Below are 20541 nucleotides of genomic sequence, written 5' to 3'. Positions count from 1 at the left end.
GCCGAGCGTAACCGGCAGCACGGATTTGATATCCTGCCCCTCGCGCCTGAAAACTGGGTGCGGCAAAACGCTCACGGTGATGAGCGCGTCGCCAGCGGAGCCGCCGCCGATGCCGGGCATGCCCTGGCCCTTAAGGCGCAGCGTCTGGCCTTCTTCCACGCCCGCCGGGATGGTGATGTCGAGGGTCTTGCCATCGGGCATGTCTACGCGCTTCTTCGCGCCGTTGACCGCTTCGAGAAAATCGACCGGGAGCGCGTAATGGGCGTCGCCGCCGCGCATGCGGAACTGTGCGCCGCCCGGTCCGGCACCCGCGCCCGGTCCGGCACCCGCGCCCGGTCCGGCGCCCGCGCCACGGCGGCGCAGGATGTCGCCGAAAAGGTCGCTGAAATCGCCGGAACCGCCGAAGCCCTCGAACCCGCCTTCGGGGCTCGTGTAATAGCGTTCGCCAGCGCCCGTATCCGCGTAGTCGCGGTAATAGCGCCGCTGCGGCTTTTCCTGGCCCTGCTCGTCGATTTCGCCCGCGTCATAAGCGCGGCGCTTTTCCTTGTCGCCGAGAAACGTATAGGCGGCGGAAATGTCCTTGAAGCGGGCTTCTGCTTCCTTGTCGCCCGGGTTCAGGTCTGGATGGTTTTTCTTCGCGAGGGATTTATATGCCTTGCGGATTTCGTCGTCGGTCGCCGTTTTGGAGACGCCGAGAATTGTATAAAGGTCAGCCATGATCGCTGTTGGGATGTCCTAAACCTCGCCATTCATTTAGCCGTAACATGCGCCAAGACAAGACTTCGTTTCCACGGCTGCGAAGGTTCTTGTCCCCGCCTGAGTGAAAAGAGACACTCAATTAACGATGCGGAGCGCGTGCTTTTGCGAAACTGTGCAATTCGAGGTAAATTGCGCGTATCAACCATCCGGCCCGCTTCCACTGCATGCCCGCACCGCCCGTTTATCGACGCGTTTTCAGCGCGCTGGCCCTTCTGGTCGGTCTCGCGCCTGCAATCTGCGCTGCCCCGGCGGCTGCGGACCGGCTTTCGAATGCCTGCACGAAGTGGCCGCAAAACACGCTCATCATCGGCCACGACCTCCAATCGCGCCGCTTCCTTCTCGAACCTTTCGGCGAGCCTGCGGAGGCAATGCCGTTTTTCCCGTCGTCCGCCGGACGGAGCACCTATCACAAACCGTTCGCTCTCTATCTCGACGTGTCGGATCGCATCGGCGTTTTCACAAGCCGGGCTCCGCGCACCTGCGTTCTTGCGCGGGACGGCTCCCAGCAATCGCCGATGAAGGTGCCGGTCTTCTTCGTGGGACGCCAGGGCGCGTCGCTGGAGGATCTGAAGGAGGACGCGGAGATGGTCGCGTTCGCGCCATCGAAGCTCCTCGACTTCGACACGAGTTTCGCCGATGTAAGCTTCCGCCTGAAGCGTGGCGGCTCGCGGTTCGACGAAATCCGCCCGTTCTTCCTGTGCGGAGTGCCCGCGCTGCTCGTCTGCCAGAGTTCTTGCCCGCCCGACTCGGTGACGCTTGGCGCGTCGCTTGTGAACGACCTCGTGCTGTCGAGACAGACCGCGACGGCGCGCGTCGAGCAGCCTCGAACCGTCGCGCCGGAAAAGCGGCTGAAAGCGCCGCCGCCGATCAACATGCCTTCCGTGCCTGAAACGCCGGTCGAGCCGAAGCCCGAACCGAAGCCGGAACCGAAGCGGCAGTCCGAAGCGAAGGATAAGCCCGCGCCTTCGCTGCCGCCCGCGCCAACGGAGCAGCCGCGTCGCGAACTGCCGCCCGCGCTTACCCAGCCCGCGCCGGTTGCCCCGCCGCCGACGCCGTCGCTCATCACACCGCCGCCTAAGACGCCGCCCGCGCCACAACAGCAAGCGCCCGCGCCGAAGGCCGACCCCGCGCGCCCGACGCCTCCGCCCGAGGCGGCTTTGCCTGCCGACGCCAAACCCGCTGACACCAAGCCTACGCCCGAGCCTGTCGCTCCGCCGGAGGTTGGCAAGCCCGCGCCTCAAGACAGGCCCGCTCCTTCTGCCGAGGCCGAAAAAGCCGCGCCGTTACCCGAGGCGCTGCCTGCGCCGCAACCGTATCCCTACGGCGAGGAAGAGCGCCCCACCGCCGCGCCGCAAACACCTCAAGCCGCTCCGCAGGCTCCCGCTGCTCCCGCGCCAGCGCCGCCTGTTCTGCCTGCGGCGCAACCTCAGGAAGCGCCGCCGCCTGCTTCCGATGACAAGCCAACCGAAGCCCCGCCACCCTCCGCCGCGCCTCCCGCCGACATCCCCGCGCCGACGCCCCAAGCCGCCGCAACTACGCGCCGCCTCACGCTGGTGTTCCGGCGTCAGTCGGGCGAGTTGTTCCCGGCGGAAGACGTGCTTCGCGCCGAGGGCAGCATCAGCATCGACGGCAAGATCCTGACGCCGACGCCTGTCGGCCTTGTCGCCGACCTGCCGGAAGCCTCCTTCAAGCGCGTGCAAGACCCCGCCTATCTGGAAATGCAGATGCCGCACTTCCGCATCGGCGACGTGAAGACCGAGGGCCAGCGCGTTGTGGTGACGGTCGACCCGCTTTTCATGCGCGCCGCCGATCTTGCCATAAGGATCACGGGCGCGACGGGCGAGCCGGTTCGCGGCTGCGATCTCGCGCTCGACGTATCCATGAACCGACGCATCGGCGAGGGCTGGCCCAAATTTCAGCCGCAGCAGCGCCCGCGCGGACTGCCCTTCACCGTCAGCGACGGCAGCGCCTACCGCCTGCGCCTGCCTCCCGCCGTCGACGCGGGCGAGCTTCTCATCAGCACGGCCGAAGCAGGCGCCGCCGCCATCATCCTGAACGGGCCAAGCGCGCCCATGTGCGAGCTTGAAGCGCGGCCCCTCGTCACCGCGCAGGAAATCCGCGACGGCACGATCACGCGATCGTTGCAGCGGGTCGGGTCCACGTTCATCACGGTGCTATCGGCCGACTCGAAGCTTGCCGAGTCCATCGGCGCGGTCGCGGTGGAAGCAACGTGGACGGATGTTTTCGATCTGGTGCGCACCGTGTCGTCGGCGCGCTATGAAAAGAAGGTGCTGGCGCGCGCGCAGGCTGGCGTGAACCTCGACACAAAAAAGGTTGATGTCAAAGACGGCGCGACACCGCTGGCCGATGGGAGCGCGCGCAATGACTTTCTGCGCGAGCTGATTGCCGCCTCGCACGTCAACCCCGCACCCGAAGCGATCTTCGAACCGGGCTCGCTTGAGCGATATTATCTCGACACCGCGCTGGACGTCATCCGCGCGCAAGCCGGGGTCGTCACCCGCTCCGGCGTGAAGCAGGAAACGCTGCTGGTCGTCACCGGCGATGTAAAGGACGAGAAGGGCAGCTATTTCTGCCAGGAGCCGGTGAGCCGCGACGCGGACCCGTTCGGCGCGCCAAAATGGCTGCGCCTCGCGCGGCGGACGTTTGCGCTGGAAATCTGGAGCGAAGACGCCGCGCGCAGCATGCTCCACGTGTCCCGCATCAGGCCCGCGCCCAGCGCCCCGGAAGGCGTCTATGTATGCCGCATGCCCGGCTCGCACACCGACAAGATCGCGCTTTACGGCGTGCTGCCGTCCGTGCTTCAGGACGACGCGAAGCGCGCGCGGGCGTTCGCCTATCTCACCGAGCAGGCGAAGGCGTTTCTGCGGCCCTAGAGCAGACGGATACAGCGATCAGGTACGGGCGGCTGCCTCTGACGAAGCGCGCGGCTCATCCGACGCGACCGCACGGGCAGCGCCGGAAATCGTGCCGGATCGCCCGCATCGATGGCCTGACCCACGAGCACTTCCGCCGCGAAAGCGAACCCGACGTGCCCATTCGCAGAAAGCCGAACGCCCAGAACATCATCGCGAAAAGCGTCGCTCCCAGCGCCACGCCGCCGATGAGCGCCGGATTGTCGAGGCGGCCCATCACGGCCGTGTCGGCGATGCCGACGAGCGGTACGGTCGCGTTGGAGAGGATCAGCGGGATGGCGATCTTGAGCACATCGCGATGGCTCAACGCCCCGCCGGGCGCGCTCGATGCCGTCACAGCGGTCGTCCTACTTGCTCCGGCGATCCGAGCCCAGCAGGCTCAACACGCGCACGAGTATCCAGATCGGCACCACGATCACGGCGCCAAGTGCGATGTAGCGCACAACCTGTTTCAGCGTGTCGAGGCCGAGCGAGGAGATCCAGTCGCCAAGACGCAGCATGGCATCGTAGATGTTCGCCGGATCGAGGCCGAAGAACGACAGCGTGATGCCGATGATGAGCGAAGCGATCGCGAGCTTCAGAATGACGGTTGCGGGGCTGCCGCCGAAAAAGCGTTCCATGGGAGCCTGCACTCGCTCTGCGCGACGAGCGCGCCGTGGTTGGGACGCGATCAAGCTCGCAAGCTCGATCCGGTCGTTGACGAACGCCAATATCGATAGCGGGGGCTGCGGGAAACGAAAAGCTATTTTCGCTGGTTGACAGGCGAGAAGGTCGTCTCGCGATTAGCGGCCGCCGCCGTCGCATCTCACCGCCGCCGACAAAGGACGCGGTTTCTCTGGGCAAGGCTATTTTTAAACCGCCTCGCAAGGAGATGCTAGCCCCCCACAATGGACGCCAAAATGCTATATTTATCGGCAGTTCGGAAAAAGGGGCAAAAAAGTGGCACACATTGGCGCAGGCTGGAACATCGGCGAGTTCGCTTTGTTTGCCCTTTGTTTACAGGAGTATGTCCTGATCAGTTAAGGCAACGAGAAACGATGGCTACGATGGCCCCGAAACCTTATCTCCGAGAAGCTGACGACGGCACTTTCGAACTGTTGGTTCCCGCCGGGTTCGGTCGCGTGCACGTGCTGCCCTACTGCTTTCACACCGAGGAAGACGCTGCCCGCTGGATAACCAGCCGCAAGGGCAGGGAAAGGCTCATGAGCCTTGGCGGTCAGATCGATCACGTGGTCGCTCGGCCAAGCTTCCGATCGATCGAGCAAAGCTTGACGTAATCACGCAAGCTAAAGACGCGCTGACGATCCTTTCATCAAGATCGAGGACCGCCACGGAGGCGATCCCGATCTTTTTTTGTGTCCAGAGCCCAAACGCGAGAATGCTAGACGCGGGTGTTGTAAAGCCAATCGTTCCGCTCAAGCAGCTTCGCGGGCGAAGACTTCTTGATGGCCAGGTCGCGGACGACATCGAACGGCTGCGCGACATGATAGATACGGCCGATAAGCGCGGAACGCTCCGCCACCTGCCAAACGCGAGCGGCGCGCTTCTCACGGAAACGGGCGAGCTTCGCTTCGATGGACCCTTTGCCCGCCAGAGCGGATGCCAATGCAGCGCCGTCCTCAATAGCCATGACGCCGCCGGACGCGAGATACGGCCGCATCGCATGCCATGCATCGCCGATACACTGGACGCGTCCATGACCGCCGTCCCACTTTTCGAGGCCGCGCAACTGCCACGGGAGCCAAGCCTTGGTCGACGACACCGTCTCGCGGACCTGAGGCGCCCAGCCTTCGAGCCGGTGCAGCAGATAAGGCAGCGGGTCGTTGCGATCCGGCTCACCGTCATTGCGATAATCGTCGTCGAGGACGAGCACGCCGTTCAGCGACGAGCCGCCCGAGACCGGGTAATGTACGAAGTGGCCGCCCGTGGCCATCCACACGCCGATATTCTTGCGGGCCGCCTCAGGCACAGCCGTGATCGGCAGGATGGCGCGCCAAGCCACCGCGTTCGCAGAGACAGGCTGCTTCGTGCCCCACGCGAATTTGCGCACCTCAGACCCGATCCCGTCCGCGCCGATGAGCGCGTCGAGCGTATAGGGCCGGCCGCCGGCGGTGACCTGGAAGCCGTCCTTTGTCATCTCGGCGCCCGTCACGGGCGTGGAATATTTCGGAACCGCGCCGAGGTCGCGTGCGCGGGAAAGGAGCGCGTTTTGCAAATCCTTCCGCAGCAGCGTCACATAGGGCGCGCCATAGCGGGCGCGGGCCGCTTCACGGAGCGGAACCGTGTTGAGCAACGATCCCGTGCGGGCGTTGTGAATCTCGATGTTCTCGGGCTCAAAACCGGTGCCAAGGAGCGCGACATTCCAGCTTTCGAGGATGCGGGTGGCGTTCGGGCCGATCTGGATGCCAGCGCCGAAGGGTTGAAGCTTCGGCTCCGCCTCGAAGATGTCGACCGGGTGACCGGCGAGCCTGAGAGCGATGGCCGCGCTCAAACCTGCGATGCCAGCGCCGGCAATCGCGATTTTTTCTTTTTGTGCGCTGTTCGTCATCGCGCGTCAGCCTCCTGTGGCTCGAATAGGCAATAGGGTGGGTCCGTTTGATCGGGCCGCAAATTCGCATCGTAGATGAAGAGGGTGGAGCAGTAGGGGCACACGATCTGATCGTCCGCGCCCATATCGAGGTAAACGTGAGGATGGTCGACGGGCGGTCGCGCGCCCACGCACTGAAACTCTTTCACACCGATATGGATTTTTTCGACTCCGATGTCGTTATGGAAATGCGGTACTCCAATTTTCGCCATCAAAACCGCCTGTCTGCTGCGCGGGCCGCACGATACTCAAAAGAACAAGGCTTGCAAGTGATGTGAGGACGCTTAGGCAAAACGCCGCGCCTCGGTTACTCGTTTGAGCCTTGGGCCTTTTTTCGGATGCGACGAAGCCGCTTTTGCCTCGCCTGTGTCGGGAAGAATTCTAATCTGCCTTACGGCACCTTGCCCATCAATTTCAATCCATAATAAGCCGCAGCCCCGAGACCACCACCTGCCGCGAGCAAAAGCGCCGTTCGCAGGAAACTGCCGAAGCCGCGCCAGAAGTTACCGCGCACCTGCACCTTCACGAGTTGATCGGGGATATGCAGGTCCGAAGCCACTCCGTTCACGTCGATGTCGCGGGCCGAAAGGGAGACGACCAGCGAGAACGGCCCCTTGTCGTTCGGCGATTGTCCTTCGATGAAGAAGCCGCCTTCCGGTGCCGTAAGACGCACGGTTATGGCCCGCACATGCTCCTGCCCGCGCCTTGAGGACGCGCGCGGGCGAACAAGGCCCACGCCTCCTCTCTGGGCAGGAGAAGCTCTACCGTTTCCGGCACCGCGATGCGCGTCCGGCGGGGAATAGGCTGGAGAATTTTCGCGAGAAGCCCGGTGGCGCTATCGGCGTTTCTCGGGCGTCGCTTTCCCTTTTTGTCGCCCTTGGGGTCGGCAGGCGCGCGAGCTGGCTCGGCGGCGACAGGCGGTAAACGCGGGGGCGGCGCGTCAAAAGGTGGCGGCGGCGGGGCTGGCCGTTCGAGGTCGAAAGAGGGGGGAGCGGGTTCTGCGAAGCTTGCCCGGCCAACAGGCGTCGGGTAATCGAGATCGAACCTCGGCGCCTCCGGCTCGCCAAAGCCCGGCACGCCGCCGCCATGGGTGCCTGAAGTGCGCGGGTTCTCGGGCGCGGTGAAGGTCCATGCCGCGTCGTTGTGCGCGGGCTGTTGCGGCGGCGCAATCCCGAGGCGAGGCCCAGGCGGGGGCGGCGTGGTGGCATATCCCTCGATTGCGGTGGCGAAGCCCGGCTCAAGGCGCGGGGCATCGCGGTGTGGAGGCGGCGCGTATCCGCTTTGCGGCAGGGGCGGCGTCTGCGCGGGGAGCGCCGGGCCGAGAGATGGCGGCTGGGGCACGGCCTTCGCGGGCGCGGGAGGTAGCGCGGGTGCGGCGAGCGTTGGGAAGGCTGGTGAAGCGGAGCTTGCCGCTTCCTTCCTCTGTTCGGCTTCAAGGATGTCGCGGACGCTGGCCAGCATGTCGTCCATGCCGTCGTCATCGTCGTCGACAGCGGGCGCGCTCGCCCTCTGGGGCGTTGCCGCGACAGGCGCCTGTTTTTTGGCTTTGGTGCGCGCCATTGGCTGAGGCTGCTGTGGAGATTCGCTATCCGGCGATCGCAGCGGGGCGCGCGACGAGGCGATCGCATGAAGCGCCGCGGAAGGGTTGAAGCCGTTCGCGGCGAGAATCGCGGACGCGTTGCTTTCCGGCTCCCGCGCCACCGCGAGCAAGGCGAGCGCGCCGTCGATTTCATGGCGTCCGGCCCGCGCCGCGTCCTGCGACGCAGCAATGAAGAGCGTGTCGAACTTGTAGCTGAAATTCGGTGGGCGCCCGTCCGGCACCGCGAGCGAACCCATCCTGTTGTTCACGGTGTCGGTAATTGCCGAGCGGATGAGGGCCACATCTGCGCCGACCGCCGTCAGCAGTCGCGACGCGTCCGGGTCGTCGAGAAGTGTGAAAAGGAGATGTTCGAGCGTGACATAGCGATGCGAACGCTGCTCGGCGGCGCTGCGGGCGCGCCTCAGCGTGTGATCGAGATAAGTTGTCCGCGGCAGTTCCACGGTCGCTGCGGAATGGTCGTTCATGGTCCCCACCACCGGCCTTCCAAGGCGAATGCACACGAGAGCCTTTTGCGTTCAGAGGCGCAAAACGGATTCAAGCGTTTTGATCTGGCGTGTTTTCTTCACGCGAGCCGATTAGCACTTCGCCCGAAAACGCCCCAGGGCGCAAGCCCAAGTCTCGCGGCAAGTTTAATCGGTCACCGGCTCCCGGCTGCTGAGCCGAGGGCAGGCAATCATTATCATTGCCACAATAGGCGGAGGCGGCGGATCTGGAAAGCACGACCTGAACGGACATGGCTCAGCTGCGCAGGTGGCGGCTCGCAAGCCTGAGCTACTCCGGGGCGCTATTCGGAAAGGGCGGGAGCCGACGCAGGGGTTGGGCTGGCGCTCCGAAGACGAACGACCCGGTAGGGCGTCTGATGGATGCCAGTCACGAACGCCGTCTGCGGCATGCGGTCGGTGTCGAGGATGGCGGCACGCGCGCGGTCGAGATAGGCGGCGTCGACCGTCCATTCATGGTTACGGCCGTTCGCCGTCCACCGCAGGACATCGGTCGACCTCAGATCGTCGTCCAGCACGAATTCGATTTTCGGCAAGGCCGCGCCGCCATGCGCCATCTCGGCGAAGCTCGTCACGGGGAAATCATCATCGAAAATCGCGACTTCGACGGAGCGCTCGCGGGCTTCGAGAAGCCTGCGCGCCTGATCGACATGATCGTCGAAGTAAGCAAGGATCTTTTTCTTTGTGAGAGGATCGCCGGGCCGGATGTACTCAGCCCAGTCGCGCTCGACATAAGTCACGCCTTCCGAGCGTTGGAGAAGCCTTTTCAGATCGATGTCGAAGCTCAGGAGGTTTGCCGAAGGGCACCCGCTTCGCAGCGCCCACGCGCTCGCGCCCTCATATGTGCCGCTGTCGAGGATCACCTCTGGATCGTAGGCTTTGGCCACCGCGTACAAGGCAAACAGGTTGTTAAAACGGCTGCCGCCGAAGCGCGAGCGGAACGGTGACGAGAGATATGCCCGGTAGAAGCGATGCGCGTGGTCGCCCGTGACGAAAGCCCGCACCTCGAAAAGCGTCTGCCGCTCCAGCCACTCGTTGACGAGCTTCGCCAGTCCTTCGGTCACGCGCCTTTCGTTCTCTTCGTCGGTCAGGCGGCAATCGAAATCCCGCGAGGCCGAAACGAGGGTTAACCCGACACGGTCCAGAGCGCGGTTGGCCAGACGATAAACCTTGGCGGCGACCTTCATTGCTATTTTCCAATGCCGAAAAGAAACACTTATGCCGATTTTGCAGCCAGCGCCGTCATGCGCAAGTCTTGAAGACGATAATGCACAGCTTTAGCTACCTGCGGTTGCGAGTGGGGGCATTTTCTTGGGGCGAACGGCTGCCCATATTACAGGAGCAGGTCAGTTCGGAGATGCCATGGCAAAAATCACCAAACCGCCGACGAAAAAAGAGCAAGCGCCGCTAGAAATGGAAGTGAGCGAACGCTCGGAAATCGACGCCTTCCTCGATCGCATTCGCTCGACGCCGCCGCCCTCCTCGGGGCATGGCCGGCTGATCTTCGCGATGGACGCAACCATGAGCCGCCAGCCGACGTGGGACATGGCGCTAAAGGTGCAGGCGGACATGTTCGATGCGGTGAAGGCGGTCGGCGGCCTCGATGTGAAACTCGTCTTCTTCCGGGGCACGGACGAATGCAAGGCGAGCCGCTGGGTGAACGATGCCGGAGCGCTCGCTCGGCTCATGACGGCGGTTTCATGCCGGGGCGGCTTCACGCAGATCCGCAAGGTGCTGAAGCATGCGCTCGCCGAGGCCGGGGCGGGCAAGGTGAGCGCGGTCGTTTATGTCGGCGACGCGATGGAGGAAAATGTCGACGAGTTGGCCGACCTCGCCGGAAAGCTCGGGCTTCTTTCGGTGCCCGTTTTCCTCTTTCAGGAAGGGCACGACGGGATCGCTCAGGCGGCATTCCGCGAGATCGCGCGGCTGACGGGCGGCGCGACTTGCCGTTTCGGTCCGGGCTCCGCCGCCGAGCTTCGCGAGTTGCTCGCCGCCGTCGCTCATTACGCAGCCGGTGGATGGCGTGCACTTGCCGACTATGCAAAAGGCCGCGTCGCACCTACGGTGCTGCTCGAACAAATGTCGAAGCCGTGAGTGCGGTTAAGTCGGGGGCGCAGCGATTTTACAGCTCTTTCTCCTGTTGGTCGGTTTGGGGGCGGGTCTCTACCTGCTCGCCTGGTTTTCGCGCGCCGACATGGGCAAACTCGCGGTGTATCTCCGCAAGGGCAGCGTTGTGCTCGTGGCTTTCGCAGCGGCTTTCGTCATGACGCGCAATATCGGCCTTGCGCTGCTCGCCGGAATGGCCGCGTGGTCCTTCATGCAGCGAACCGGCTGGTTCCCCGGCAAGGGAAAGATCGGCGTGGGCGGCGGAACTTCGAGTGTGCGGACGCCGTGGCTCGACATGAAGCTCGATCACCGGACCGGCGCGATATCGGGGCGTTTGCTGCAAGGGCGGTTCGAGGGCAAGGCGCTCGACGATCTTTCGGAAGCCGAGCGGGGCGAAGTTCTCGCCGAGCTCCGCGCCAAAGACGCACAGGGCGCGAAGCTATTTGAGGCGTGGCTCGATCGCGCTTCCCCGGACTGGGCGGCAGACGGGCGCGGCGGCGGAGATCGCGCGGGCGCGGGGCCTGCACGCGCTATGACGCTCGACGAGGCCTATCTCATTCTGGGGCTGAAGCGCGGGGCGAAACGCGACGAAGTGCACGCCGCACACCGAAACCTCATGAAGCGCTTTCACCCGGATCAGGGCGGCTCGAATTATCTCGCATCGCAGATCAACGCGGCGAAGGATCTGCTGCTGAAGAATATCGGCGCTTGAGAGAAGTGGCAGATGCCCCGGCAAGCGTGGCGGCTTCCCGGGGCGGGCGTCGGCAGAATTAGTGGCGAAGCGTCAGCGACGCCGATCCACCAGCCGCGCTGAGTTGAACGTTCTGGCTGCGGCCATTGACCGTTACGCGCATGCTTCCGCTCACGCCATGCTGCGGATTGTGGAAGCTGCCGACATAGGTGTTCGCGCCGACGCGGCGAAGACGCGCCGTCTGGGAAACGCTGCCCGATGCGGTTGCGCAGGTGCCGTTCATCACGACGGTACTGCCGCCGCCTGAATAGCTCGCCCGGCAACGCGCCCGCTCGGGCTGGCCGCCGATGACAACAGTGCCGCCGCCGCTCCATGAACCGGACAGCGAAGAGCCTGCGGCGCGAGGTTCCGCCGAAGCATTGAGCGAGAAAACAAGGGCAGCAGCCACGGCTGCACCATAACCGACACGCATTACATAGATTGGTTTCACGGTACGCCTCCTGATTGTGAGTCCGTCATAATGTCGCAGCTCTAAACAAAGTCTTCCACGGCAACGGCGCTCTACTGCGCTGGTTCCGCCTTCGTTTCGGCTCCGACCGCATTTCGACGCGTCAGGCGCAGGAGAAACATAATGATTGGGCGCAGGACGAAGAGATCGGCCACGAGCGCCGCGATCATGGCGAAGGCGGAAAGCCAGCCGAACAGCCTGAGCGACGGGAGGTCCGAGAACACCGTCACGGCCAGCCCGCAGGCAAGCACGACGGTCGTCAGGATCAGCGCCGGGCCGACGAGCACGGTGGCGCGCTCCACTGCAAGCTCTGGCGGCTGACCGGGCCTGTCTTCGCGCCTGAGCCGGTTAAGGAAATGGATCGTTGCCGAAAGGCCGAGGCCGAAGGACACAGTCAGCGCAACGATGCTTGCGAATTGCAGCCCGCTTCCGACCAACCACAGCAACACGCCGGAGGCGAGAATGGGGATGATCGCGGGCAGGATCGCCGACAGCATCACCACGAAGGAGCGGAACGCGAGGCCGATGAACGCGGCGACGAACACGATTTCGATCGTAAGCGCCGTATTGAGCCGCTGGATCATCAGCGCGCTGTTGCGTGCGGCGACGGCGGAAAGCCCGGTCACGGCCACCGTGTAGCCGGGGTTCGCCTCGCGAACGGCGTTCAGCGTCGCGTCGAGCTGGTTCACGAGCGGCAGAAGCTCGTTGGCGTCTTCATCCGGGATGTAGCCGGAAACGACGACCGCGCCGCCGTCCTTTGCCAGGAAGCGCTGAACGAGAGGGGGGGGCAGATAGCCGACATAGCGCTGCAACGTCTCGATGTCGGAGCGGCCGAGCTTCTCCGCGATCCAGCGACGCAGCGTCTCAACCGACCAGACATTGCCGACGCCCTTCTGATGCTCGACCGCGGCATGCACATCGGCGAGCACCTTGAGCGCCTGCGGGTCGTAGGCGGAAACGCCCTTCGGAAGCTCGATCAGCACGTTGATGGGGTTCGATCCGGTGAGCTTTGCGTCGAGGCGCTGGCTCGCGGCGACGGCCTGCCGCTTGTCCGGCACCTGATCGGCGAGCCGGTAGCGCGTTTCAAGGCCGACATAGATCGAGGCCAGCCCCACAACGACAAGCACGGCGATGGCGCTGTAAACGCCCGGCCGCGCCACGACGCGATGGGCGATCCATCCGCAAAAGGCGCGCAGCGCGTCCACGGCGGTGTCGGCTCCCTTCATGTTTGCTGCGAACGCTGTTTCCTTGCGCACGAGCAGAACGCCGAGCACCGGCAGCACGGTGATAACCGTAAACAGCGCGATCACCGTGGCGATGATGCCGCCTTCGCCGAAATGGCGGATCATGTCCGAGCTTGAGAAGAGCAGCGCCACGAAGGAGAGGGCCGCCGTTGCATGCGTCAGCACGCAGGCGGGGCCGACGATGAGGATGGCGTTCTTGAACGCCTGATATTTGTTGTCGCCTCGGATGAGCCTGTCGCGCGCGGCGAATGTGAGCTGCATGCTGTCGGAGAACGAAATCACCATGATGAGCGGCGTCATCACGTTCAGGAAGGTGTTGAGCGTGAAGCCCATCCAGCCGAGCGCGCCTTGCGCGAACAGGATCGCCAGCAAAGGTGGCGCGGCCGCGATCACCATGAACGAGAGGCGGCGGAAAAAGATGATCGCGATCAGGCACCCGGCGAGAAAGCCGATGCCGTTGTAGAGAAGCTGGTCGCGCTCGACGGCGGTTCGGATTTCCAGGCGCATCACGGGCACGCCCGACAACTCGGCCCTGAGGCCCGAGCCTTCGAGATCCTGCGCGGCGGTTTCGCGGATTTGCTTCACCACTTCGGAGATGCGCTCGCCATTGGCGACGGCGGGGTCGATGGCGATGACGATGAGCGCGAGCTTGCCATCGTCGGAGATGAACTTGCCCTTGATGATGTCGTTGGCGAGCACACGCTTGATGAGCGCGTCGTACTCCTCGCCCTCGGGCAGGTCCGCCGGGAACAGGGGACCGGGAAGCTTGCCCTCTTCGGGCGCTTCGCGTGCCGAGAACAGGGACAGGATGCCCCGCGTACCCTCGATGAGCTGAACGTCGGTCACGAGGTCGCGCAGTTGATCGATGGGGCCGCGCTGAAGGAGGCGGTCGCCCTCGACGACCATCAACACATCGAACTCATGTGAGGGGAAGCGCTTTGTCAGATCCTCGAACTGGCGAAATTCGGGCGTGTCGGAGCGAAACAGCGAACTGAGTGAGTCGTCCACTTGCAGCCGGGCCACGCCGAAAGCGGCGACGATGGAAATAAGCGCGACAAGAATTGCGGCGAGGATCGGTGTACGCAGCGCGATCAGTCCGGATCGCTCCAGCCCGAGGACAAGGTTATCGGGCTTCGCGGGCGGCAAGGGCGCGGGGCTTTTGGCCTCCGGGCTTGCGGGCCGCTGTTTCCCATCCGTGCCGTCCATCAAATTGCCCCCTGAAATCCAATTTGCCCATCCGGTAAATCCGCCCTGCAACCCCCGAAAGACCGCATCACGCGGTTGCCGCGTTACCTTAACAGTTCACCCGAATAAGGGCTGCCGGGAGCGATTGGTTAAGAGACGAATTGCCTCACACAATGAATTGAGCGCGGCCGCGCCGCCTCACGAAGGGGTCGCAACGGCACCATTGCCGAGTTAGATTAAACCTCGATGAAGCAAGCTCTGCGGACGCGGCGGCCGCTCAAGCCGGACTATGGAATCGACAAGCCGAAGGCATTGGCGCGGCTTTTCCTTGCGGGCATCGCGGCGCTCGCGGCGGGTTATCTGCTGCCATCGTACGATGCGCCGACGATGACGGCTCCCCTACTCGCTCCGACGCTCCTCGCGCTCGGTTGTCTCAGCCTCGGCGCCTGTGCGCTCATGCTCGCATGGTCGTTCAAGGGGAAGTTCGTCGTGCGGGATCGCATGCTGAAGCTCGTTCGATGGCGCGGCAACGAAACCGTGCTCGACCTCGGCACCGGGCGCGGCCTGCTGGCCATCGGCGCGGCGGGACGCCTGAAAACCGGCACGGTTGTCGGCATCGACGCTTGGGAAAGCGAGCGGGCAGCCGCGACCATCGAAGAGGCCCAGCGTAATCTCGATCTGGCGGGCGTGGCCGACCGCGTGGAGCTGCGCAACGACGATCCGCGCGATATCGGCTTCGTAGACAAGTCCTTTGACGTGGTGCTTTCGCTGTCGTTTCTGCACACGCTCGACACAGAGGCGGCACGGGCCGCCGTGTGCCGCGAGATCGCGCGCGTGCTGAGGCCCCGCGGCCTTGTCGCCATCGCCGATGTCGGGCACGGCGCCGAATATGCGAAGGCGCTCGAAGCGGCCGGGCTCAAGGTCGACAAACCGCGAACGCTTTATCCGCTGGTGTTTACCGCGCTGGAACTTGTCATCGCCCGCAAGACCGCGTGACCGATCGTCCGTCACCGCGGGGCGCGCTTGATGCATTACCGCGCTTGCCGGAACGTCATCCAAAGCTTTTGCTTGAGCATGATCTTGTCGCAAAACCGGCGTCCACTCTTGCGGATCAGGCTCTATGGTCGCTGCTCCTTCTTGGCCGCGCGGAAACCGGCAGCCGCCGAGCCTTTCTCGCAGATGTAAGCGCCGTGCTTTGTCTTACCGTAGGTCTTGGCGGTCGAGTAATGATAGACCTTCGACGAGAGGTTGGCCCACACCACCGTGTCGCCGGGACAGCTTGCCTTGGCTTCCGCCTCGCTCGCGAACTGGCCGGAGCCGAGCGCTGCCGGTGCCTTCGCCTTCTTCGGCGCGGGAGCGGGCGCGGCCTGCGCGGGGGTGCCGGTTTGCGCCGTGCCGCCGAACGGATTGGTCGTCGTCTGCGCCGCAGCCGATCCAGCCGCGAGGCCAAGAGCAAGAAGAACAGTCGCGACGGAACATGAAGAAAATTTCACGATTAGCCTCATCGAATACTTGGTGGTGGTTCTTTTTTCCGAGAGTCGGATTGCAAGACGTCAATTTTGAGGAAACAGAGGAAAGCCTATCCCGGCATCTGTCGCTGCGGAACTGCTCCGGGGCGAGCCGGCGGGGACCGAGTTGGAGCCAGAGCCTAGCGTACCGGCCGCCACATTCCGAACTGGTGCATGCAGGATAAGCGTTCTCACCAGCAAATAAAGCACCGTCGCATTGAACAGATGCCAGAAGTAGTGAACGCCGATCGGGATGTCATTACAGAGCGGCATGTCGAGCGTTCGCGCGGTGAAAGACACGATGAAGACTGCCGCCGCCGCGTAGAAAGCACGGCCCGCAGCCGCGTTTCGCATCCAGATGCCAGCGCCCGCCGCTACCATGAAGAAGAGTGAGGGCAGGTACATCGCGCCGCCCCATAAAACGGGCGCAAATTCTTCCGCTTCAAGATAAAAGGTCGCGGCGAAGAGAAGGGCGCAGGCGGCCGCCTTCAGCCATGCGGGCCATTCGAAGAAAACCGTCAAGATCATCCAGCAATAGAAGATCATGAAGACGAGGATCGGGATGACGTCGATCCATTCCGCCCACTTGGTCGCGATGGTGTGAAAGATGAAGCTGCCGATGCCAACGATGCCGATCAGGATGCAGAGCGCATTGATCGCTGCACTATGCGAATCGTCCGACCGACGAGCCCGAAGGTTCCATGCGGCGTAGGCGGCGATCAGGAATGCGGCATTGGAGATTGCGTTGAGCGGCTCCGCGTTGAAGGCGGCGCTCGCGCGCTCGCAGTAGATGTCGACAGGACGGGACAGAGATTCGAGCAAGGGGCCGATGTCCATGGGGCGCTCTCCTGTGCCTTTTCCGACAAGCTTTAGCCGAGCGGCGTTGCACGGGCAATATGCCGCTCGCATGAGGCGCGGTCGTTAGCCTTCGATGCGCACCGTGACGGCCCGTATCGCGAGTCGCCCTCTTTACAAGTCATCGTCGGCAGCATCAGGCAAAATCGGCATAAATACGTCGAAGACCGCATTTTGCACAAGTTATCCACGATTAATTTGTCTGATACCGCAGCCAAATGCGACTTTGACATACATTTCAACAATGAACTATCGGCGGTAACTGTTTATTGACCAATCGTCACCTTGCTTCGCGGCCCGGTTATGTTACCCGATCAAGCTGGCGGAAGCTGAGCGCCGCAGCCTTTTTCAGTCGGAGAGCGGGGGGCATTGCCAATGATTGCTTGCTTGTCCGTAGTGATAGCTTTGCTCGCAAAGATGGAGTGAGACATGCGATTTCTAGCAGTTCTATTGGCCCTGGCGGTGACAGCCACAATGAGCCTCCCGGCGTCTGCGCAACATGGGCGCAAGTCCAGCCAGTATGAAAGGGAGAGGGAAGCGCGCTCGGCCTGCCGCGAACCGGTTCGCGCGGCGGGCGATGCCTATTATGTGATCCGCTCGGCGCGCCGTTCGGCCATCAAGCGTTGGCAGGAGCAGGTCATTAACGCGCATGGCGAACGCTTCATCACCTGGGAAAACGCGAAGGTCGTGGAGTATCACTGCGACCCGGCTCGCGTCGGCGGCGGTCAGCAGGTCTGGAACCTGAAGCGCTGCGTTATTGTCGCGCGCCCCTGCCGTAATGACGGCTTCTGAGCGGAAGACTTTGCAACAAAACGTGACTTGCTCATCGGGGCGGGAAACGGAAAAATCCGTACAAGCATCCCCCCAAGGTGCTTTCCCCACGAGCCTGAAGCTGGACCCTGTTCGTCTCGACGAACAGGGTCTTTTAGTTTTCGTGTCGTTTCCGCGCGTTGACGGATGCTTTTACGCACAGGCAGTCGCTCGCAAGCGGCGCCGAAATCGCATCAGATGAGCGAATCGCCGACGCTGCCGAGCGGGGCGTCGGATGGCCGTGCACCTGCCTCCGATCGATTCGCCGAGACATGCACCTCGACGAGCGCGCCGTTGTGGCGAGCCCAGTCCTCCGCGCAGGCGATGCAGCAAAAGCGCCGCCCCGCGACCGACACGTGCTCAGACTCCACCGTTTCGCATGCGCAGAACGCGTTCTCGCACACAATGCCGTACTCGCTCGCCATTGATGCGGCTCCCTCCGCTATAAAACGCGCGCTCTGAGCATCGATCTCACCGCACAACCGGCCCCATGTTTGCGAATCACGCTTCACGGGGATTATCGCCGCTGACTGTCGCGCAGACCGCCAGGCACTCCCCTTAATTGTGGTGATTTTTCGGGAGCGGGTTGCCAGTGGACGCGCAAGATCAGGCGGCGTTTTCGGCCAGTCCTGTGTCCTCGATGTCGGCTTCGTCCGTCGCTTCGTCGCTGGGCTCTTCGGCCGTCACGTCCACGCCTAGCACGTCAATCCCGTTAGGCTTGTCGGTCAGCCACTTCAGATAAAGCGGCCCGAACGCCCGATCCTGCCGCAGTTCGAGATAACCCTCGCGCGCAAGCTCAAGCGTCGCGCCGAAGCTCGACGCGGTGACGGTGTTGGCGAGTGTCGCCGATGGCTTGTATTCTTCGAGGAAGGTGTCGAGTTCGGCCCAATCCGGCAATTTGCCGAGCAGCTTCGAGAGCCGGTCGCGCGCCATCTTGATCGACCACACGACGCGTCCACCCCATTTCACCTCGGTGACGGCGGTGCGCTGGCGCTGTTCGGCGTAGGCCTTGAGCAGGTCGAAGATGCTGGCCTGATAGACGTTCGACCGCACGATGCGAATGCCTTCCGGCATGCCGCGCGGGAAAAGATCGACGCCGAGACGCTTGCGGCCCATCAGGCTCGCCAGAGCTTCGCGCATCGCTTCGAGGCGTTTCAGGCGGAAGGCGAGTTGCGCCGCGAGTTCCTTGCCGGACAGGCCGTCCTGCTCCTGCTGTTCCTTTTCCGGCAGCAGCAGCTTGGATTTCAGGTAGGCGAGCCACGCAGCCATCACGAGATAATCGGCGGCGATTTCAAGCCGAAGTGCGCGCGCCGCCTCGATATAGGCGAGATACTGATTCGCAAGGTCGAGGATGGAAAGCTTCGCGAGATCGACCTTCTGGGTGCGCGCGAGTTGAAGCAACAGATCGAGCGGACCTTCAAAACCGTCGAGTTCGAGAAGCAGAATGTCCGCCTCGTCTTCCGGCTCGATGCGCTCCGGCGCGTCCCAGCTATCGACGGCGTCCGCGCCGCGATCCGGCCGCACCGCCCGCGTCTCGTTGCTTCCGCCGTTATCTGTCTCGTCGCTCACGCGAATCTCCGCTTGACACCTCGCGCGATCACTTTGAGCGATTCACGCGAGCGCTGCCAGTGGTTCCATCCCGGCATTTGCATTGTACCGCCGCAATCTCGCTAGCAAATGGCGGGATCGCAAAAACCACTGTGACTTTTGAGGTCTCGTGGAGCTTGTGGATTTGTCGAATGGGAGTTCGCGGCAGCCGGAACCCGAATGTCAAATTCGCTCCACGAGTGATTTGGCGCGCGCTTCCTCAGCCGCAGCGACATCGAAGCTTTGCGGCGCCTTCACGAGGGCGAGCGCCGACTCGAACCGCCGCCGCGCATCGCCTTCAAGCACGGGCGACGCGGCAGCTACGGCGCGCATCTCATCCAGATCGCCGGTGCAATGAAGCGCGAGGTCGCAGCCCGCCGCCAGCGCCGCGCGCGCGTTCTCGCCGGGCGTTCCCTTCAGCGCCTTCATGGTGAGGTCGTCGCTCATGAGCAGGCCGTCGAAGCCGATGTAGCCCCGGATCACCTCGCGGATCGCCTTCGCCGAAACCGTGACGGGCGCGGCTGGGTCGACGGCGGTGAAGACGACATGCGCCGTCATCGCCATCGGAATGTCGTTCAGGGCGCGGAAGGGCGCGAAGTCGTGCGCTTCAAGCTCGGCAAGCGGCGTGTGGACCACCGGCAGCGCGAGATGGCTGTCCGCCATGGCGCGGCCGTGCCCCGGAATGTGCTTCATGATCGGCAGGATGCCCTGCGCGAGAAGACCGTCCGCCACCGCGCGGCCAAGCGCCATCACGGTTTCGACGTCCTCGCCATAAGCGCGGTCGCCGATGATGTTGTCCGCGCCGGGAATTGGCACGTCGAGCACGGGCGCGGCAGTGGTGTTGAAGCCGAGGGCGGCGAGGTCCGCCGCCATGGCCTGCGCGCAGAGATTTGCCGCTTCGGCGCGGTTTTCGTCCGCACCCTCGATGGCGCAGAACGCGCGCGCGGGCGGATATTTCGGCCAGTGCGGCTCGCGAAGGCGCTGCACGCGCCCGCCCTCCTGATCGACCATGACGATCATGCGCCCGTCGCCGCCCGCTGCATCCTGCGCCTCGTCGATGAGAGCCGCGACCTGCTTCGGACTGTCCACGTTCCGCGCGAAAAGGATGATGCCGGCGGGCCGCGTGTCGCTGAGGAATGCCCGCTCCTCGGGCTTCAGCGAATGGCCAGCCAGGCCGCAGATGAATGCACGCCGTGTCACAATGCCTCCGGGGTCGCATTTCGATTGCGCCGAACTATAGGCGCGTTTCGCAGGGGCGACAACGAGGGGGACAACGCGCGGTTGCGAGGTTCGTCGCGAGGGTTAACGATATCGCGCGACCGTTTACGGTGCGGTCAGACCACTCCGAGCACGAAGGCTGTGAGAAACGCGAACACCGCAAACGTGGCGATGCGAACGAGTTCGACGGACAGGGGCATCTGCGTGCATCCTTCGAGATGTTTGACCTCTGCGCGAATGATCAGGCCTCTTATGCGAAAGTGCAAATGTTTTTCGTTTGTGCGATGCAGCTAACGCACTGCAATATCAAACGATTATTTCGCGTCGAGACGGATTGGAAGCGTTGCATCCCAATTCTGGGCCGCATCCGGTTGAACTGTTTTATGTTTCGCCTCCGCTTGAGCGCTGGCTTTTCTTTTTGAGGGCTACGCCTAAAGGCGGTCGCGGCGG

21 protein-coding genes are annotated in these 20541 nt (G+C 63.6%); 6 read left to right on the top strand and 15 right to left on the bottom strand.

What is annotated here, in order from left to right; genetic code table 11:
* On the bottom strand, positions 1 to 717 hold a 717-nt coding region (locus T281_RS09950), incomplete at its 3' end, for a DnaJ domain-containing protein (protein ID WP_037237995.1).
* 206 nt (positions 718 to 923) lie between these two features.
* Here T281_RS09950 and T281_RS09945 point away from each other — a divergent pair.
* On the top strand, positions 924 to 3653 hold the full coding sequence (locus tag T281_RS09945) for a hypothetical protein (RefSeq protein WP_037237994.1): 2730 nt from the start codon (positions 924 to 926) through the stop codon (positions 3651 to 3653).
* 55 nt (positions 3654 to 3708) lie between these two features.
* Here the strand turns inward: T281_RS09945 and T281_RS09940 are convergent, their stop codons facing one another.
* Both T281_RS09940 and T281_RS09935 read right to left on the bottom strand, forming a co-directional pair.
* Positions 3709 to 4029, bottom strand: a complete 321-nt coding sequence (locus tag T281_RS09940; RefSeq protein WP_037237992.1) for a hypothetical protein — start codon at positions 4027 to 4029, stop codon at positions 3709 to 3711.
* 10 nt (positions 4030 to 4039) lie between these two features.
* On the bottom strand, positions 4040 to 4312 hold the full coding sequence (locus tag T281_RS09935; RefSeq protein ID WP_049779611.1) for a DUF6460 domain-containing protein: 273 nt from the start codon (positions 4310 to 4312) through the stop codon (positions 4040 to 4042).
* A 417-nt stretch (positions 4313 to 4729) separates the two neighbouring features.
* Here T281_RS09935 and T281_RS09930 point away from each other — a divergent pair, with 417 nt between their 5' ends.
* The gene (locus T281_RS09930; protein ID WP_037237990.1) at positions 4730 to 4969 is read left to right on the top strand and encodes a hypothetical protein; all 240 of its coding nucleotides are present in this window, start codon (positions 4730 to 4732) and stop codon (positions 4967 to 4969) included.
* A 104-nt stretch (positions 4970 to 5073) separates the two neighbouring features.
* Here T281_RS09930 and T281_RS09925 read toward each other — a convergent pair whose 3' ends face one another.
* The 5 genes from T281_RS09925 to T281_RS17740 all read right to left on the bottom strand — a co-directional run bounded on the left by T281_RS09925 (position 5074) and on the right by T281_RS17740 (position 9566).
* Positions 5074 to 6240: an FAD-dependent monooxygenase gene (locus T281_RS09925; protein WP_037237989.1), complete on the bottom strand. Its 1167-nt coding sequence runs from the start codon at positions 6238 to 6240 to the stop codon at positions 5074 to 5076.
* A complete protein-coding gene (locus tag T281_RS09920; RefSeq protein WP_013419557.1) occupies positions 6237 to 6491 on the bottom strand; it encodes a zinc-finger domain-containing protein in 255 nt (84 codons plus the stop codon). Before T281_RS09920 ends, T281_RS09925 begins: the two co-directional genes overlap by 4 nt.
* A gap of 179 nt (positions 6492 to 6670) precedes the next feature.
* Entirely contained in the window at positions 6671 to 6967 is a 297-nt protein-coding gene (locus T281_RS09915) for a hypothetical protein (protein ID WP_037237988.1), read from the bottom strand.
* Positions 6955 to 8343: a Clp protease N-terminal domain-containing protein gene (locus T281_RS09910; protein WP_037237987.1), complete on the bottom strand. Its 1389-nt coding sequence runs from the start codon at positions 8341 to 8343 to the stop codon at positions 6955 to 6957. The genes T281_RS09915 and T281_RS09910 overlap by 13 nt, the downstream gene beginning before the upstream one ends.
* A 320-nt stretch (positions 8344 to 8663) precedes the next feature.
* Complete coding sequence (locus T281_RS17740; RefSeq protein WP_052037343.1) at positions 8664 to 9566, bottom strand: hypothetical protein; 903 nt, start codon at positions 9564 to 9566, stop codon at positions 8664 to 8666.
* A 175-nt stretch (positions 9567 to 9741) separates the two neighbouring features.
* Between T281_RS17740 and T281_RS09900 the strand changes: the two genes are divergently transcribed.
* Positions 9742 to 10473, top strand: a complete 732-nt coding sequence (locus tag T281_RS09900; RefSeq protein WP_037237986.1) for a YbbN family protein — start codon at positions 9742 to 9744, stop codon at positions 10471 to 10473.
* Positions 10474 to 10573: 100 nt separating this feature from the next.
* Entirely contained in the window at positions 10574 to 11197 is a 624-nt protein-coding gene (locus tag T281_RS09895; RefSeq protein ID WP_155955195.1) for a DnaJ domain-containing protein, read from the top strand.
* A 58-nt stretch (positions 11198 to 11255) separates the two neighbouring features.
* Here T281_RS09895 and T281_RS09890 read toward each other — a convergent pair whose 3' ends face one another.
* Positions 11256 to 11666: a hypothetical protein gene (locus T281_RS09890; RefSeq protein ID WP_037237984.1), complete on the bottom strand. Its 411-nt coding sequence runs from the start codon at positions 11664 to 11666 to the stop codon at positions 11256 to 11258.
* A 71-nt stretch (positions 11667 to 11737) separates the two neighbouring features.
* Complete coding sequence (locus T281_RS09885) at positions 11738 to 14134, bottom strand: efflux RND transporter permease subunit (RefSeq protein ID WP_052037340.1); 2397 nt, start codon at positions 14132 to 14134, stop codon at positions 11738 to 11740.
* Positions 14135 to 14359: 225 nt separating this feature from the next.
* On the opposite strand from T281_RS09885, the gene T281_RS09880 reads away from it, so the two are divergent.
* The gene (locus tag T281_RS09880) at positions 14360 to 15109 is read left to right on the top strand and encodes a class I SAM-dependent methyltransferase (protein ID WP_052037339.1); all 750 of its coding nucleotides are present in this window, start codon (positions 14360 to 14362) and stop codon (positions 15107 to 15109) included.
* Positions 15110 to 15231: 122 nt separating this feature from the next.
* On the opposite strand, the gene T281_RS09875 is transcribed toward T281_RS09880, so the two are convergent.
* Positions 15232 to 15606, bottom strand: a complete 375-nt coding sequence (locus T281_RS09875; RefSeq protein ID WP_155955194.1) for a hypothetical protein — start codon at positions 15604 to 15606, stop codon at positions 15232 to 15234.
* Between the two features lie 60 nt (positions 15607 to 15666).
* Complete coding sequence (locus T281_RS09870; RefSeq protein WP_052037337.1) at positions 15667 to 16458, bottom strand: ceramidase domain-containing protein; 792 nt, start codon at positions 16456 to 16458, stop codon at positions 15667 to 15669.
* Between the two features lie 492 nt (positions 16459 to 16950).
* Between T281_RS09870 and T281_RS09865 the strand changes: the two genes are divergently transcribed.
* Positions 16951 to 17268, top strand: coding sequence for a hypothetical protein (locus T281_RS09865; protein ID WP_037237982.1), 318 nt, complete (start codon positions 16951 to 16953; stop codon positions 17266 to 17268).
* Positions 17269 to 17480: 212 nt separating this feature from the next.
* On the opposite strand, the gene T281_RS09860 is transcribed toward T281_RS09865, so the two are convergent.
* The 3 genes from T281_RS09860 to nagZ form a co-directional block, all read right to left on the bottom strand.
* Positions 17481 to 17711 (bottom strand): hypothetical protein, encoded by a 231-nt coding sequence (locus T281_RS09860; RefSeq protein WP_037237980.1) that lies wholly within the window; start codon positions 17709 to 17711, stop codon positions 17481 to 17483.
* Between the two features lie 181 nt (positions 17712 to 17892).
* Positions 17893 to 18855: a segregation and condensation protein A gene (locus T281_RS09855; protein WP_081796713.1), complete on the bottom strand. Its 963-nt coding sequence runs from the start codon at positions 18853 to 18855 to the stop codon at positions 17893 to 17895.
* Between the two features lie 201 nt (positions 18856 to 19056).
* Complete coding sequence (gene nagZ, locus T281_RS09850) at positions 19057 to 20073, bottom strand: beta-N-acetylhexosaminidase (protein WP_037237977.1); 1017 nt, start codon at positions 20071 to 20073, stop codon at positions 19057 to 19059.
* Positions 20074 to 20541: the final 468 nt, after the last annotated feature.

The organism is Rhodomicrobium udaipurense JA643 (genome assembly GCF_000636015.1).
GTDB lineage: Bacteria > Pseudomonadota > Alphaproteobacteria > Rhizobiales > Rhodomicrobiaceae > Rhodomicrobium > Rhodomicrobium udaipurense.
This window is presented reverse-complemented; position numbering and strand designations above follow the sequence as displayed.

Coding starts and splice junctions, on each gene's coding strand:
- T281_RS09945 (WP_037237994.1), top strand. CDS start 924: ATGCCCGCACCGCCCGTTTATCGACGCGTTTTCAGCGCGCTGGCCCTT.
- T281_RS09935 (WP_049779611.1), bottom strand. CDS start 4,312: ATGGAACGCTTTTTCGGCGGCAGCCCCGCAACCGTCATTCTGAAGCTC.
- T281_RS09930 (WP_037237990.1), top strand. CDS start 4,730: ATGGCTACGATGGCCCCGAAACCTTATCTCCGAGAAGCTGACGACGGC.
- T281_RS09925 (WP_037237989.1), bottom strand. CDS start 6,240: ATGACGAACAGCGCACAAAAAGAAAAAATCGCGATTGCCGGCGCTGGC.
- T281_RS09920 (WP_013419557.1), bottom strand. CDS start 6,491: ATGGCGAAAATTGGAGTACCGCATTTCCATAACGACATCGGAGTCGAA.
- T281_RS09910 (WP_037237987.1), bottom strand. CDS start 8,343: ATGAACGACCATTCCGCAGCGACCGTGGAACTGCCGCGGACAACTTAT.
- T281_RS17740 (WP_052037343.1), bottom strand. CDS start 9,566: ATGAAGGTCGCCGCCAAGGTTTATCGTCTGGCCAACCGCGCTCTGGAC.
- T281_RS09900 (WP_037237986.1), top strand. CDS start 9,742: ATGGCAAAAATCACCAAACCGCCGACGAAAAAAGAGCAAGCGCCGCTA.
- T281_RS09895 (WP_155955195.1), top strand. CDS start 10,574: ATGGGCAAACTCGCGGTGTATCTCCGCAAGGGCAGCGTTGTGCTCGTG.
- T281_RS09885 (WP_052037340.1), bottom strand. CDS start 14,134: ATGGACGGCACGGATGGGAAACAGCGGCCCGCAAGCCCGGAGGCCAAA.
- T281_RS09880 (WP_052037339.1), top strand. CDS start 14,360: ATGAAGCAAGCTCTGCGGACGCGGCGGCCGCTCAAGCCGGACTATGGA.
- T281_RS09870 (WP_052037337.1), bottom strand. CDS start 16,458: ATGGACATCGGCCCCTTGCTCGAATCTCTGTCCCGTCCTGTCGACATC.
- T281_RS09865 (WP_037237982.1), top strand. CDS start 16,951: ATGAGCCTCCCGGCGTCTGCGCAACATGGGCGCAAGTCCAGCCAGTAT.
- T281_RS09860 (WP_037237980.1), bottom strand. CDS start 17,711: ATGGCGAGCGAGTACGGCATTGTGTGCGAGAACGCGTTCTGCGCATGC.